At 66.5% G+C, this 14,312-nt stretch carries 13 protein-coding genes; 11 read left to right on the top strand and 2 right to left on the bottom strand.

What is annotated here, in order from left to right; translation table 11 throughout:
- Nucleotides 1-3: 3 nt before the first annotated feature.
- The 10 genes from H1343_RS06805 to rpmG all read left to right on the top strand — a co-directional run bounded on the left by H1343_RS06805 (nucleotide 4) and on the right by rpmG (nucleotide 11,145).
- Nucleotides 4-951: an aspartate carbamoyltransferase catalytic subunit gene (locus H1343_RS06805; RefSeq protein ID WP_185985143.1), complete on the top strand. Its 948-nt coding sequence runs from the start codon at nucleotides 4-6 to the stop codon at nucleotides 949-951.
- On the top strand, nucleotides 948-2,252 hold the full coding sequence (locus tag H1343_RS06800) for a dihydroorotase (protein WP_185985142.1): 1,305 nt from the start codon (nucleotides 948-950) through the stop codon (nucleotides 2,250-2,252). The genes H1343_RS06805 and H1343_RS06800 overlap by 4 nt, the downstream gene beginning before the upstream one ends.
- Entirely contained in the window at nucleotides 2,249-2,863 is a 615-nt protein-coding gene (gene plsY / locus H1343_RS06795) for a glycerol-3-phosphate 1-O-acyltransferase PlsY (protein WP_185985141.1), read from the top strand. Before H1343_RS06800 ends, plsY begins: the two co-directional genes overlap by 4 nt.
- Nucleotides 2,860-3,990 (top strand): DNA-processing protein DprA, encoded by a 1,131-nt coding sequence (gene dprA / locus H1343_RS06790; protein WP_185985140.1) that lies wholly within the window; start codon nucleotides 2,860-2,862, stop codon nucleotides 3,988-3,990. The genes plsY and dprA overlap by 4 nt, the downstream gene beginning before the upstream one ends.
- Nucleotides 3,991-4,107: 117 nt before the next feature.
- Nucleotides 4,108-6,771, top strand: coding sequence for a type I DNA topoisomerase (gene topA, locus H1343_RS06785; protein ID WP_185985139.1), 2,664 nt, complete (start codon nucleotides 4,108-4,110; stop codon nucleotides 6,769-6,771).
- Nucleotides 6,772-6,879: 108 nt separating this feature from the next.
- On the top strand, nucleotides 6,880-7,350 hold the full coding sequence (locus H1343_RS06780) for a hypothetical protein (protein WP_185985138.1): 471 nt from the start codon (nucleotides 6,880-6,882) through the stop codon (nucleotides 7,348-7,350).
- Nucleotides 7,351-7,358: 8 nt separating this feature from the next.
- Nucleotides 7,359-9,635 (top strand): ribonuclease R, encoded by a 2,277-nt coding sequence (gene rnr / locus H1343_RS06775; protein ID WP_246333405.1) that lies wholly within the window; start codon nucleotides 7,359-7,361, stop codon nucleotides 9,633-9,635.
- A complete protein-coding gene (locus tag H1343_RS06770; protein ID WP_185985137.1) occupies nucleotides 9,632-10,027 on the top strand; it encodes a DUF983 domain-containing protein in 396 nt (131 codons plus the stop codon). The genes rnr and H1343_RS06770 overlap by 4 nt, the downstream gene beginning before the upstream one ends.
- Entirely contained in the window at nucleotides 10,024-10,770 is a 747-nt protein-coding gene (locus H1343_RS06765; protein ID WP_185985136.1) for an NUDIX hydrolase, read from the top strand. Before H1343_RS06770 ends, H1343_RS06765 begins: the two co-directional genes overlap by 4 nt.
- Before the next feature lie 207 nt (nucleotides 10,771-10,977).
- Nucleotides 10,978-11,145 (top strand): 50S ribosomal protein L33, encoded by a 168-nt coding sequence (rpmG, locus tag H1343_RS06760; RefSeq protein WP_185985135.1) that lies wholly within the window; start codon nucleotides 10,978-10,980, stop codon nucleotides 11,143-11,145.
- Between the two features lie 75 nt (nucleotides 11,146-11,220).
- Here the strand turns inward: rpmG and H1343_RS06755 are convergent, their stop codons facing one another.
- The gene (locus tag H1343_RS06755; RefSeq protein ID WP_185985134.1) at nucleotides 11,221-11,544 is read right to left on the bottom strand and encodes a BLUF domain-containing protein; all 324 of its coding nucleotides are present in this window, start codon (nucleotides 11,542-11,544) and stop codon (nucleotides 11,221-11,223) included.
- 78 nt (nucleotides 11,545-11,622) lie between these two features.
- Between H1343_RS06755 and H1343_RS06750 the strand changes: the two genes are divergently transcribed.
- Nucleotides 11,623-13,089 (top strand): HWE histidine kinase domain-containing protein, encoded by a 1,467-nt coding sequence (locus tag H1343_RS06750; RefSeq protein WP_185985133.1) that lies wholly within the window; start codon nucleotides 11,623-11,625, stop codon nucleotides 13,087-13,089.
- Nucleotides 13,090-13,153: 64 nt separating this feature from the next.
- Here the strand turns inward: H1343_RS06750 and prfB are convergent.
- Nucleotides 13,154-14,282 (bottom strand): peptide chain release factor 2 gene (gene prfB / locus H1343_RS06745; protein WP_185985132.1). Its coding sequence is split into 2 segments (ribosomal slippage): nucleotides 13,154-14,212 and nucleotides 14,214-14,282, totalling 1,128 coding nucleotides; the frame shifts between segments, so codons are not numbered across the junction.
- Between the last annotated feature and the right edge of the window lie 30 nt (nucleotides 14,283-14,312).

Below are 14,312 nucleotides of genomic sequence, written 5' to 3'. Positions count from 1 at the left end.
CAGATGAGCGCTCAGCCCCCCACCTCGTCCGCCGCTGCCCGCCGCCACCTTCTCGGCATCGCGCAGCTTTCCGTTCACGAGATCCATACGCTTCTGGAGCTTGCAGAGCGCGAGGTGGCTGTCTCGCTCTCGCGCGACAAGAAGAAGAGCGCGTTGAAGGGGCTGACGCAGATCAACCTCTTCTTCGAGGCCTCGACGCGCACGCAGGCTTCCTTCGAGCTCGCGGGCAAGCGCCTGGGCGCCGACGTCATGAACATGTCGGTCGCCAATTCCTCGGTGAAGAAGGGCGAGACGCTCATCGACACCGCGATGACGCTGAACGCCATGCGTCCGGACATCCTGGTCGTACGCCATCACGCCGCCGGGGCGGTCGCGCTGCTGGCGCAGAAGGTGGCCTGCTCGGTCGTGAACGCGGGCGACGGCGCCCACGAGCATCCGACGCAGGCGCTGCTCGACGCACTGACGATCAAGCGTCGCAAGGGCGACGTCGCAGGCCTGACCGTCGCCCTTTGCGGCGACGTCCTGCACAGCCGCGTCGCGCGCTCCAACATCCTCCTCCTCAACGCGCTTGGCGCCCGCGTGCGCGTCGTCGGCCCCTCCACCCTCCTGCCGGCCGGCATCGAGGAGATGGGAGTCGAGGTCTTCCGCAACATGGAGGACGGCCTGAAGGGTGCGGACGTCGTCATGATGCTGCGCCTCCAGCGCGAGCGCATGGAAGGCTCGTTCGTGCCCTCGATCCGCGAATATTTCCGCTTCTACGGGCTCGACGCACAGAAGCTCGACCTTGCCGCACCTGACGCGCTGGTTATGCATCCCGGCCCTATGAACCGGGGCGTCGAGATCGCCTCCGACATCGCCGACGGCCCGCAGAGCGTCATCGAGGAACAGGTGGAGATGGGCGTCGCCGTGCGCATGGCCGTCATGGAATGGATGACGGGGGGCAACGCATGACCCGCTCCCTTGTCATCGAGAACGCTCGCATCCTCGACCCCTCGCGCCGGCTGGACGAGATCGGCACGATCCTCGTCGAGGACGGTCGCATCCTGTCCGCCGGCGCCGACGCGCTGAACCAAGGCCGCCCCGAGGGCGCCGAGATCATCGACGCGAGCGGCCTCCTCGCCCTTCCCGGCCTCGTCGACGCGCGGGTCTTCATCGGCGAGCCCGGCTACGAGCATCGCGAAACGATCCGCTCGGCAGGTCGGGCTGCCGCGGCCGGCGGCGTTACCTCCATCCTGACGATGCCGGACACCAACCCCGTCATCGACGATGTCGCGCTCGCCGAGTTCGTGATGCGCACGGCCCGCGAGACCTGTCCGGTCAATGTCTTTCCCTCGGCCGCGATGACCAAGGGGCTCCTCGGGCGCGAGATGACCGAGATCGGCCTCCTCTCCTCGGCCGGCGTCACCGCCTTCACGGAAGGGCGGCACACGCTCTCCAACCCGGCGCTCATTCGCCGGATCATGACCTATGCGCGGGACTTCGATGCACTGGTCTTCCACGAGACGCAGGACGCCGACCTGACCGGCACGGGCGTGATGAACGAGGGGCTGCTCGCCTCCTGGCTGGGGCTTGCCGGGGTGCCCCGCGAGGCAGAGCTGATCCCGCTGGAGCGCGATCTGCGCCTCGCCGCGCTCACGCGCTGCCGCTACCATGCCGCGCAGCTCTCCGTCGCGCCCTCGGCCGAGGCCCTGCGCCGCGCCAAAGCGGCCGGCGTTCAGGCAAGCGGCGGCGTCTCCATTCATCACCTGTCGCTCAACGAGAACGACATCGGCGAGTATCGCACCTTCTTCCGCCTCGCCCCGCCGCTGCGCCACGAGAACGACCGGCAGGCGATGATCGAGGCGTTGGCTGACGGCACGATCGACATCATCGTCTCCTCGCACGACCCGCAGGATGCGGACGGCAAGCGACGCCCCTTCGCCGAGGCGGAAGCGGGCGCGGCGGGGCTCGAAAGCCTACTGCCGGCCGCCCTTCGCCTTCACCATTCCGGCGCCGTGCCGCTGATGCGCATCGCCGAGGCGCTGACGTCCGCTCCGGCGCGCCTCCTGAAGCTCGATCGCGGCACGCTCCAGCCCGGCCGCCCGGCCGACATCACCCTCGTCGACCTCGACGCCCCCTTCGTCTTCTCGAAGCCGGCCATGCGCTCGCGCTCCAAGAACACGGCTTTCGAGAACGCCCGCTTCCAGGGCCGGGTCACGCGCACCATCGTTGCCGGCAAGACCGTCTTCGAAGCCGAGAGCGAGCTTGGATGAGCGATTTCCTCTACCAGAGCGCGTCGGCGTTCCTCGTCCTGTCGCTTGCGCTCGGTTATCTCTGCGGCTCGATCCCATTCGGCCTGATCCTCGCGCGCCTCTTCGGCCTCGGGGATGTGCGCAAGATCGGCTCAGGCAATATCGGCGCGACCAACGTCCTGCGCACCGGAAACAAGCTCGTCGCCGCGCTTACCCTACTCGGTGATCTGTTGAAGGGCACGGTGCCGGTTCTGATCGCCTGGCGCTGGGGCGAGCCGGCGGCCGCGCTTGCGGGTCTCGGCGCCTTTCTCGGCCATCTCTTCCCGGTCTGGCTCGGCTTCAAAGGCGGCAAGGGCGTCGCGACCTATATCGGCGTGCTGCTTGGTTTCGCACCGCTCGGCGTCGCAGTCTTCGCGGTCAACTGGCTCGCCGTCGCCTATCTCTTCCGCTACTCCTCGCTGGCCGCGCTCGTCGCCACGGCCGTGGTGCCACTTGTCTTTCTCGTCGTTGGAAACCTGCCGGCCGCCGGGCTCTCCGCGCTCCTCACTGTCATCGTCTACGCCAAGCACCACGCCAACATCCGGCGCCTGATGGCAGGCACCGAAGGCAAGATCGGCGCGAAAAGCGGATGAACGCGGCAGCCTTCTCGCAGGAAGAGCGCCTCGCACGCCTCGCCCTCATCCGCAGCGAGAATGTCGGCCCGGTCACCTTCAACGCGCTCGTCGAGCGCTTCGGCAACGCGTCGGCCGCGCTTGAGGCGTTGCCCGATCTCGCCGCACGTGGCGGCTCGGCACGCCGCATCAAGGTCGCCGATCTCGACGACGCGCAGGCCGAGATGGCGCGAGCCGAACGTCTCGGCGCGCGCTTTCTCTTCCGCGGTGAGCTCGAGTATCCCGCGATCCTGGCGAGCGAGGATTCCGCAGCGCCCGTGCTTTCCGTGATGGGCGATCCCGCCCTGCTCGATCGCCCGGCGCTGGCTGTTGTCGGGTCGCGAAACGCGTCCACCGCGGGAATGAAGATGGCGCGCACGCTGGCGATGGAGGCCGGCGAGGCAGGCTACGCGATCGTCTCCGGTCTTGCGCGCGGCATCGACACGGCTGGCCACGAGGCAGGCCTCTCGACCGGAACCACGGGTGTCTTCGCCGGCGGCCTCGACAAGCCCTATCCGCCGGAGAACAAGCCGCTGATGCGGCGCATCGTCGACGGCGGCGGCTGCCTGGTGACCGAGATGCCCTTCGGCTGGACGCCCCGCGCGGTGGACTTCCCGCGCCGAAACCGCGTCGTCGTCGCCCTCTCGCTCGGTGTGCTCGTGGTCGAGGCGGCGCTGCGCTCGGGCTCGCTCATCTCGGCCCGCATGGCCGGCGAGCTCGGGCGCCTCGTCTTCGCCGTGCCCGGCTCGCCGGTCGATCCGCGCGCGGCCGGCACCAACCGCCTGATCAAGGACGGCGCGATACTCGTCACCGAAGCGGCGGACGTCATCGACGCGCTGCGCCCGCTCGATTCGCGCATGAGCGGCGTGGCGCGCCCCGCGCTTCGCGAGCCGGGCCCCGAAGCGTCCGCCCCGCAGGGGCCCGCCGATGCGTCCGAACGCGGCGCGATCATCTCGGCGCTGGGCCCGGTTCCCGTCACGTTGGACGACCTTGTCGCGCATCTCGGCCTCTCCCCCGGCGCCGTCCAGCTCGTGCTCCTCGAACTTGACCTCGCGGGCCGCCTCGAGCGCCATCCCGGTGGCGCGGTCTCGCTGCCGGATGGGGTGTGACGGACACACCCTCCTGCAAGCCGGGGTTGACCGCGCTTTCCGCGCTGTCCATGTGAGCGGTGCAACATCGGGAAGCCACGACGGCTTTTCCCCAGAACTCTCCGGGATCGCCAGCGCATGGACGTCGTCATCGTCGAATCGCCCGCCAAAGCGAAGACGATCAACAAATATCTGGGCTCGAACTACAAGGTTCTCGCTTCCTTCGGCCATGTGCGCGATCTGCCGGCCAAGAACGGCTCGGTGCGCCCGGAAGACGACTTCTCGATGGACTGGGAGGTCGACAAGCCCTCGCAGAAGCGCCTGAACGAGATCGCCCAGGCCATGAAGGGCGCGGATGCCCTCGTCCTCGCAACCGATCCGGATCGCGAAGGCGAAGCCATCTCCTGGCATGTGCTGGAGGTCCTGCGTCAGAAGAAAGCGCTGAAGGACAAGCCGGTCAGCCGCGTCGTATTCAACGCCATCACCAAGAAGGCCGTCCTCGACGCGATGGCCAATCCGCGCCAGATCGACGAGCCGCTGGTGGACGCCTACCTGGCGCGCCGCGCGCTCGACTATCTCGTGGGCTTTACCCTCTCTCCCGTCCTGTGGCGGAAGCTGCCGGGCGCGCGCTCGGCCGGCCGTGTCCAGTCCGTCGCGCTGCGCCTCGTCTGCGACCGCGAAGCGGAGATCGAGCGATTCAAGACCGACGAATACTGGCAGATCGTCGCAAAGCTAGGCACGCCGCGCGACGAGGACTTCGTGGCGCGCCTCACCGCCTATGAAGGCGAGAAGCTTCAGCGCCTGTCGATCGGCAACCAGGCGCGTGCCTTCGAGATCCGCGACATGCTGGAGGGCGCGTCCTTCCGAGCGCTCGGCGTCGAGGCCAAGCCGACCAGGCGCAACCCCTCGCCGCCCTTCACGACCTCCTCGCTGCAGCAGGCGGCCTCGGCCAAGCTCGGCTTCGGCGCCTCGCGCACCATGCAGGTGGCGCAGCGCCTCTACGAGGGCATGGACATCGGCGGCGAGACGGTCGGTCTGATCACCTACATGCGTACCGACGGCGTGCAGATGGCGCCGGAGGCGATCGCGGACGCGCGCAAGGCCATCGGGAAGACCTTCGGCGAACGCTACGTGCCGGAGAAGCCGCGCTATTACTCGACCAAAGCCAAGAACGCGCAGGAAGCGCACGAGGCGATCCGCCCTACCTCCTTCGATCGTCTGCCGAAGGACATGGAGCGTTTCCTCGACCGCGATCAGGCGCGCCTCTACGACCTCATCTGGAAGCGCGCCATCGCCTCGCAGATGGCGTCGGCCGAGATCGAGCGCACCACGGTTGAGATCCTCGCCGAGAACGCAGGCCGCAAGGCCCAATTGCGCGCGACGGGGTCCGTCATCCGCTTCGATGGCTTCATCGGCGCCTATCAGGACCATCGCGACGATTCGAAATCCCAGGCCGATCAGGCGGAGGAGGACGACGATTCGGCCCGGCTGCCGCAGATCGGCGCCGACGAGACGCTGAAGAAGCGGTCCGTCGAGCCGACGCAGCACTTTACCGAGCCCCCGCCGCGCTATTCGGAAGCCTCGCTGATCAAGAAGATGGAGGAGCTCGGTATCGGGCGTCCCTCGACCTACGCCGCGACGCTCCAGACACTGCAGGACCGCGACTACATCGTGCAGGAGAAGCGCAAGCTCCTGCCCGATTCCAAGGGCCGTCTCGTGACGGCCTTCCTGCACAATTTCTTCGAAAAGTACGTCGAATACGACTTCACGGCAGGCCTCGAGGAGAAGCTCGATCTCATCTCGGCCGGTGAGTTGTCCTGGAAGGAGGTCCTGCGCGACTTCTGGAAGGACTTTTCCGCACATGTCGACGGCACCAAGGAACTCCGCGTCTCCGACGTCCTCGACGCGCTGAACGAAGAGCTCGGCCCCCTCGTCTTCCCGCCGAAGGGCGACGGATCGGACCCGCGCGCCTGCCCGCGCTGCGGCAACGGCCGCCTGTCGCTCAAGCTCGGCAAGTTCGGCGCCTTCGTGGGCTGCTCGAACTATCCCGAGTGCAACTACACCAAGCAGCTCGGCACCTCGCTTTCGGCCGAAGGCGCCGACGATGGCGGGCTCGACGGCCCGAAGGAGCTCGGCACCGATCCCGATACCGGCGAGGGCGTCACGCTGCGCTCGGGCCGCTTCGGGCCCTACGTCCAGCGCGGCGAAGGCAAGGAGGCCAAGCGCTCTTCCTTGCCGAAGGGCTGGGAAGTCGCGGAGATGGACCTAACCAAGGCCCTGCAGCTTCTGGCGCTGCCGCGCGAGGTGGGCCTGCACCCGGAAAGCGGCAAGCCGATTCTGGCCGGTCTCGGCCGTTACGGCCCTTTCCTCCAGCATGACGGCGCCTATGCCAATTTGGAGACGGTCGAGGACGTGTTCACCGTCGGCCTCAACCGCGCCGTCACGGTCATCGCCGAGAAGAAGGAGCGCGGCGGGCGCGGGCGCGGCACGCCGGCCGCCATCGCGACGCTCGGCGAGCATCCGACGCTCGGCGGATCGATCACGGTTCGCGAGGGACGCTTCGGCCCCTACGTCAACACGGGCAAGGTCAACGCGACGCTGCCGAAGGGCAAGGACCCCGCCTCCGTGACGCTGGAGGAGGCGATCCAGCTTCTGACGGAACGCGCCGAGAAGACCGGCAAGGGGAAGCCGAAGGCCGCACCGAAGAAGGCGGCTGCCAAGAAGTCTGCGACGAAGAAGAGCGCCGCCTCGAAGTCCACGGCCAAGACGGCAGCGCCCAAGAAGGCAGCGGCAAAAGACTGAGCGTCGGCGGCGGACGTAGATCGTCCGCCACCTTCCGCAACGTCATTGCATATGACAATCAAGCTGCCTTAGTGTGGACACATTCCTTCCACGCCAAAGGCCCTGATCATGCGCCTCCTGATTGCAGCATTCTTTCTCCTTGTCCTGCCTGCGGCGGCCTTCGCCTGCCCCGATCCCAGCCAGTACGGATCGACGCACCGTTTCTCCGGCTCCGAACTCTATTCTGAGAAGACCTTCCGCGTGCGGGCGGGCGGCGACACGAGCATCCAGCGCTGCAAGAACGTCGCCCCCGGCACGGACGATGGGCAGGGCTACGTCATGAGCAAGCCGGATTTCTCCTTCAACCTCAGCGGGATGAGCGGTTATACGCTTACGGTTTCCGTCAAGAGCGAATGCGACAGCGTCCTCCTCATCAACACGGCGTCCGAGAACTGGTTCTATGACGATGACGACGCCGGCAATCTCGATGCGAAGATCAACCTGACGCGCCCCGCGAACGGATGGCTCGATATCTGGGTCGGGACGCATGACGGGAGCTACTGCGATGCTGTACTCTCCCTGGAGACGTTCAATCGATAGGATCGATCTTGCAGAAAAAGCGCGCGGGCCAACGACCCGGTAACGGCAACGCCCCGACGCTCGACCGCGAAGCGGTCCTGCGCTTCATCGCCGAGAATCCACAGCGCGCCACCAAGCGCGATCTGGCCAAGGCTTTCGGCGTGAAGGGCGACGAGCGCGTTCTGCTGAAAGACATTCTGGCTGACCTGCAGGCCGAAGGCGTCGTGGAAGGTGGCCGCAAGCGCTACACGCGGCCGGGCGCCCTGCCCTCCGTCGCCGTGCTGCGCGTCACCGGCCGCGACGACGAAGGCGGACTTCTCGCAGAGCCGGTCTCCTGGGAAGGCGAGGACGAGGCGCCGCGCTTCCGTCTCAAGCAGAGCCGGGATGCGCGCACGGCCGGTGTCGGCGACCGCGCACTCTGCAACCTGAACTACGAGGCCGAGGACGGACCGACGGCGCGGGTGATCCGCGTTCTGGAGGCCGACCGGTCGATTGCGCTCGGTGTCTTTCGTCCCATGCCGGGCGGCGGCGGGCGTGTCGAGCCGGTGGAACGGCGCGGGCTGGAATATGCCGTTTCCGCCGAGGACGCCGGCGAGGCCAAGGGCGGCGATCTCGTGGAAGTCGAGGCGCTTTCGCGTCCGCGCGCAGGCTTCCCGCGTGGGCGCGTCACCCGCATCGTCGGGTCGATGGCGTCCGAGCGCGCCATTTCCACCATCGCCCTGCACGCTCATTCGATTCCGCATGTCTTCCCCAAGGCCGTGCTGGAAGAGGCCGAGAAGGCCGGCGCTGCCACAATGGAATCGCGCGAGGACTGGCGCGCCCTCCCTCTCGTCACCATCGACCCGCGCGACGCCAAGGACCATGACGACGCGGTTTTCGCCGCGCCCGACGAGGATCCAGCCAACCCCGGCGGCCACATCGTGACGGTCGCGATCGCCGACGTCTCGTTTCATGTCCGCCCCGGCTCGAAGCTCGACGCCGAGGCGCGATTGCGCGGCAATTCCGTCTATTTCCCGGATCGCGTGGTGCCGATGCTGCCCGAACGGATCTCCAACGACCTCTGCTCGCTGCGCGAGGCTGTGGACCGCCCGGCGCTCGCCGTGCGCATGGTCTTCTCGGCCGAGGGCGAAAAGCGGCGTCACAGCTTCCACCGCATCATGATGCGCAGCCATGCCAAGCTCGCCTACGAGATGGCGCAGGTGGCTATCGACGGCGTCGAGGGTGACGCGGATCCGGCGATCGTCTCTGAAGTGCTGCGCCCGCTCTGGGCCGCATACGCCGCGCTCAAGATCGCACGCGAGAAGCGCCAGCCGCTTGATCTCGATCTGCCCGAGCGCAAGATCCTCCTCGACAGCCAAGGGCGTGTCGAGCGTGTGGTCGTGCCCGCCCGCCTGGATGCCCACCGGCTGATCGAGGAGTTCATGATCCAGGCCAATGTCGCGGCGGCCGAGACGCTGGAGGCCAAGCGCCAGGCGCTTCTCTACCGCGCACACGACACCCCCTCGATGACCAAGCTCGAATCGCTGCGGGACTTCCTGAAGACGCTTGACATGCCACTGGCCAAGAGTGGCAACCTGCGCCCGGCGCATTTCAACGGCATCCTCGCCCGCGTGAAGGACACGGAGCATGAGAGCCTTGTCAACGAGGTGGTGCTGCGCTCGCAGAGCCAGGCGCTTTACCAGCGCGAGAATGTCGGCCATTTCGGCCTGAACCTGTCTCGCTACGCGCATTTCACCTCGCCCATCCGGCGCTATGCGGACCTTCTCGTCCACCGCGCGCTCGTCACCGCTCTCGGGCTCGGACCGGGCGGGCTTTCGCGCGAGGATGAGGAGCGGCTGGACCAGACGGCCGACGAGATCAGCCAGGCCGAGCGGCGTGCGATGGCTGCCGAGCGCGACACGGTGGATCGCCTCATCGCCCATCACCTCGTCGACCGAGTCGGGGCGGACTTCACCGGCCGCGTGACGGGCGTGACCAAAGCGGGCCTTTTCGTCAGGCTGCCGGACTATGGCGCCGACGGTTTCGTGCCGATCTCCACACTCGGCAACGAGTATTTCCATTACGACGAAGCCGCGCACAGCCTCGTCGGCGAGCGCAGCCGGCACGGTTTCCGCCTCGGCGATATGGTCGACGTCCGGCTTGTCGAGGCAGCGCCGCTGGCCGGTGCCATGCGCTTCGAGATGCTGAGCGAGGCGCGCGAACTGCCGCGTTCCAACGCCTCTTTCCACAAGGCGGGCAAGCGCTTCCAGCGTGGAGCCTCAAGCGTGCCGGGCCGGGCGCGCAACCGCGCGGGGAAAAGACGATGAGCATCGATCATTCAACCAGACCGGTCGCGCAGGCGATGTGGCGTGGGTTCTGCCTGCGTTGCCCGAACTGCGACAAGGGGCGGCTGTTCAAAGGCTTCCTGACCAGTGTCGACGCCTGTGCCGAGTGCGGCGAAGTCTTCCACCATCATCGGGCCGACGACCTGCCGCCCTATCTGACCGTCTTCATCGTCGGCCATATCGTGGTGGCGCTGTTCATGGCGGCCGAACAGATGGCCGAGCTTTCGCTCGTCGCGCATCTGGCGATCTGGATTCCGGTGACGACGCTTCTGTCGCTCGTTCTTCTCAAGCCGCTCAAGGGCGCGACGATCGGGTTGCAATGGGCCATGCGGATGCATGGTTTTGCGGGAGGCGAAGAGGGGGCTGGGCATTGATCGAGGCGGGGCCGGCGCGGGAGGCGCTGAGCCGGCCCGCTCCGCGCGTCGATGCGAAGCGCGTGCGGGTGCGCGACGCGGCGAGCGTCGTGATCATCGACGACACGTCCGAGCCGCCGCGCATCCTCGTCGGGCGGCGAGCCGACGCGCACGTCTTCATGGCCGGCAAGCTCGTCTTCCCCGGCGGCCGGATCGACCGGTCCGACCTCGCCCTCGCCCCCTCCTTCTCGATCGAAGGACCGGCCGAAGCACGGCTGATGGCACGCGTGGGAGGCCGCTTCGACGAAAAGCGCGCCTGCGCCCTGGCGCTCGCTGCGATTCGCGAAACCTTCGAAGAGACCGGCATCATGCTCGGCCGTGCCGGCGTAGCCTTCGTGAGCAATGCGCCCTTCTGGAGCGATTTCGCAAAGTGCGGGATATCGCCGGAACCCGAGGTGCTGATTCCCTTCGCCCGCGCCATCACCCCTCCTCAGCGCGTGCGCCGCTACGACACGCGCTTCTTCGCGGTGCCCGTTTCCTCGATCGCGCGGCAGGTTCCTTTCGAGGAACGGCCGACGAACGAATTCGACCTCGTGCGCTGGATCACCGTCGACGAGATGCTCGGAGAGGACCTGGCACCCATCACTCGGCAGGTGCTCGGCGATCTTTCGCGGCGCCTCGAACGAGGCGATCTTCGCGACGCTGATGTTCCGATGCCCTTCTATCGCCGCAAGGGTGCGAAGTTTCAGCGCGAGTTCGTGTAGAAGAACGCGGCAGCTTGACTTCGGCGCGTCTTTGGCTAGTGTCCGCGCTCGAATGCTGCGGGTCCACTCGAATGGTCCAGCGGCGGCTTGTCCGGCCAGCCGGGCGATGCTTCAAGACGAACAACCGATACAGACGCCTCGCTCCAGCGCCGTCAGCCCGCAAGGGGGATGTCGAGAGGCACCTATCGCAAGGCGGATGGACAGGACATGGCCAAGGCAACGACCATCAAGATCAAGCTTCTCTCGACGGCGGACACCGGCTTCTTCTACGTGACAACGAAGAACAGCCGCACCATGACCGACAAGATGACGAAGACGAAGTACGACCCGATCGCGCGCAAGCACGTCGAGTTCCGTGAGGCGAAGATCAAGTAATCTTCTCGCCAGCCGTACGACGGATCGAAACACCGCCCTCGGGCGGTGTTTTTCGTTTCAGGACCCAACCGCGCGTCAGTCGGCGTAGGCCATCATCACCACGTCGATCATCGGCCGCCGCGCCATGCCCCACCCGGCAAAGCGCGGCCTGTCGATGGGCGTGCGATGAAGTTCCACGACGCCTTCATGTCGCCGATCCTTGATGATTGTGTCGAACAGGCTGGATACGTCGGCGTCCGGCCCCTCGAGGATTTGACACACATGATCACCGTCAAGCGCGAGTATCCCGGTTATGCCTCGACGGGCGTTGCGGTCTGCGGAGGTCGCGGCGATAGCGTCGATGTCGGACGATTTGACGCCGGACGCGAGCTTGGAAGCGTAGACGAGACGAACTGCCATGCTTCATAACGACGGACGATATGGATACGATCCCGACATGACGGCGCTTTCGCCGTCCGGGGGCTGTGGGGCAGGCATTTGGTAGACAGGCGTGAGGAAAGCCGGATCGAGCACGAGCTCCATCGTGTCGATAACGGGACCGATCCGTTCGCCTCGGCCGTGCGCACCACCCGCATGCCGATGCTCATCACCGATCCGCGGCAGCCCGACAATCCGATTGTCTTCGTCAACGACGCCTTCGGTCGTCTCACCGGCTACTCCCGCGACGAGACGCTGAATCGCAACTGCCGTTTCCTCCAGGGGCCGGCGACGAATCGCGACGACGTCGGGCGCGTCCGTGACGCCGTCGCCAACCGGGTTCCGATCGAGATCGATCTCCTGAACTATCGCAAGGACGGCACCACCTTCTGGAACCGCCTTCTCATCTCGCCGGTCTTCGCGGCCGACGGCGACCTCATGTATTTCTTCGCCTCGCAGTTCGACGTGACGGCCGAGATCAATCGTCTGGCGCGCCTCAAGACCGATCGCTCCTCGCTGGAACAGGAGCTGGAGCGGCGCATCGCGGATTTGTCCCGGACCGAGGAGCGCCTGCGCTTCACGCTGGACGCCGGGCGGCTCGGCGCGTGGGCGATCGACCTGAAAGGCGGACGGGTCGTCGCCTCGCAGCGTTTCCGGCATATGTTCGGGTTGGAGGTGGCGGACAGCGTCACACAGCAGGACCTCGAATCGGCTCTCCACCCGGCCGACCGTTTGCTCTGGCGCGCGGAGATGAGGGCCGCGATGTCGGGCTCGGGTGAGTTGGAGATCGAGAGCCGCATCCTCAAGGAAGACGATGAAGAGCTCTGGATCGAGTTGCGCGGCCAGACATCCTTCGACGCGCAAGGCGATCCGATTTTGCTCTCCGGCGTCTGCGCGGACATCACCGAGCGCAAGCGCGCCGAACTGCATCGCGAGCTCCTCACGCGCGAGCTCGACCACCGCGTCAAGAACGTGCTGGCGACGGTGCAGTCGATCTTCTCGCAGACGCTGCGCAACGCCCACAGCCTGGACCAGGCGCAGGAGACGATGGCGGGTCGCATGCAGGCGCTCGCCGCCACGCACGACGTTCTGACCCGTGAAGGCTGGGCGGGCGCGCTCTTTGGAGAGGTCGTCGCGCGGTCGCTCGACCCGTTCCGCGGCGAGGACGGGCGTGTCAGCGAAAGAGGCCCGCGCGTTCGCCTTCTGCCGAAGGTCGCGACGGCATTGTCTCTCGCGCTGCACGAGCTGGCGACCAACGCCGTCAAGTATGGCGCGCTCTCCAACGAAACCGGCCGCATTGACGTTTCCTGGCGGACCTTCGACGTCGATGGCGAACGTCGCCTCGCCTTCGAATGGCGCGAGATGGGCGGTCCGCCGATCAACGAGGCACCCACACGCCGTGGTTTCGGCAGCCGGATGATCGAGCGCTCGCTCGCCGCCGAGATCGGCGAGGAAATGAAGATCGACTACGCCCGCGAGGGCCTGCGCTTCGCCTTCGAGAGCCCGTTGTCGAGCCTCACCGAGTAGCTCTTACGCAAAAGGCGGCAGGCTTGCGCCCACCGCCTTTTGCGATCCAAACGATCCGAGGCGGTCAGTCGACGTCTTCGACCTGAAGATCGCCGCCGTGCACGCGATGGGCGAGCGCGGCCTCGATGAACTCGTCGAGATCGCCGTCCAGAACATCCTGCGGGGTCGTGTGCTCCACGCCCGTGCGAAGGTCCTTCACGAGCTGATAGGGCTGCAGCACGTAGGAGCGGATCTGGTGGCCCCAGCCGATGTCGGTCTTCGACGCGGCCTGTGCGTTCGCTGCCTCTTCGCGCTTCTTCAGTTCCTCCTCGTAGAGGCGGGCGCGCAGCATGTTCCAGGCGGTTGCCCGGTTCTTGTGCTGCGAGCGCTCGGACTGGCACTGCACAACGATACCCGTCGCCAGATGCGTGATGCGCACGGCCGAATCCGTGGTGTTGACGTGCTGGCCGCCCGCGCCCGATGCACGGTAAGTGTCGATGCGAACATCCCCTTCCGAGACGTCGATCTCGATCGAATCGTCCACCACCGGATAGACCCAGACCGAAGCGAAGGAGGTATGCCGCCGCGCAGCCGAATCGTACGGGCTGATGCGCACGAGACGATGCACGCCCGATTCCACCTTCATCCGGCCGTAGGCGTTGTGCCCCTTGAGGAGAATGGTGGCGGACTTGATCCCCGCCTCCTCGCCCGAGTTCGACTCTAGCACCTCGACCTTCATCTTCGCCCGCTCGCCCCACCGCATGTACATGCGCAGCAGCATCGAGGCCCAGTCCTGGCTCTCGGTTCCGCCGGCGCCTGAATGCACCTCGAGGTAAGTATCGTTGGCGTCCGCCTCGCCCGACAGAAGCGTATCGATCTGGCGCTGCGCGACTTCCTTCTGGAGCCCGCGGATGGTGGTCTCCGCCTCCTGCACGATGGAGGCGTCCCCCTCGTCCTCGCCCATGGCGATGAGTTCGATGGAATCCGACAGCGACTGCTCGAGCGCGCGGATTCCCGCGATCGTCTCATCGAGCCGCTGGCGCTCCTTCATCAGTTTCTGCGCTTCCTGCGGATCATCCCAGATCGAGGGGTCCTCCGCACGAGCGTTCAGTCTTTCGAGTTCCTTGACCGAGTGATCCCAGTCAAAGATGCCTCCTCAGCAGGCTTACGGCCTGCTTGATTTCGTCGACGATCGTTTCGATCTCGGCACGCATATGCCGCTACCCTCTATGCTCGCGCTGAAA

Source organism: Aureimonas mangrovi (assembly GCF_014058705.1).
GTDB lineage: Bacteria > Pseudomonadota > Alphaproteobacteria > Rhizobiales > Rhizobiaceae > Aureimonas > Aureimonas mangrovi.
This window is presented reverse-complemented; position numbering and strand designations above follow the sequence as displayed.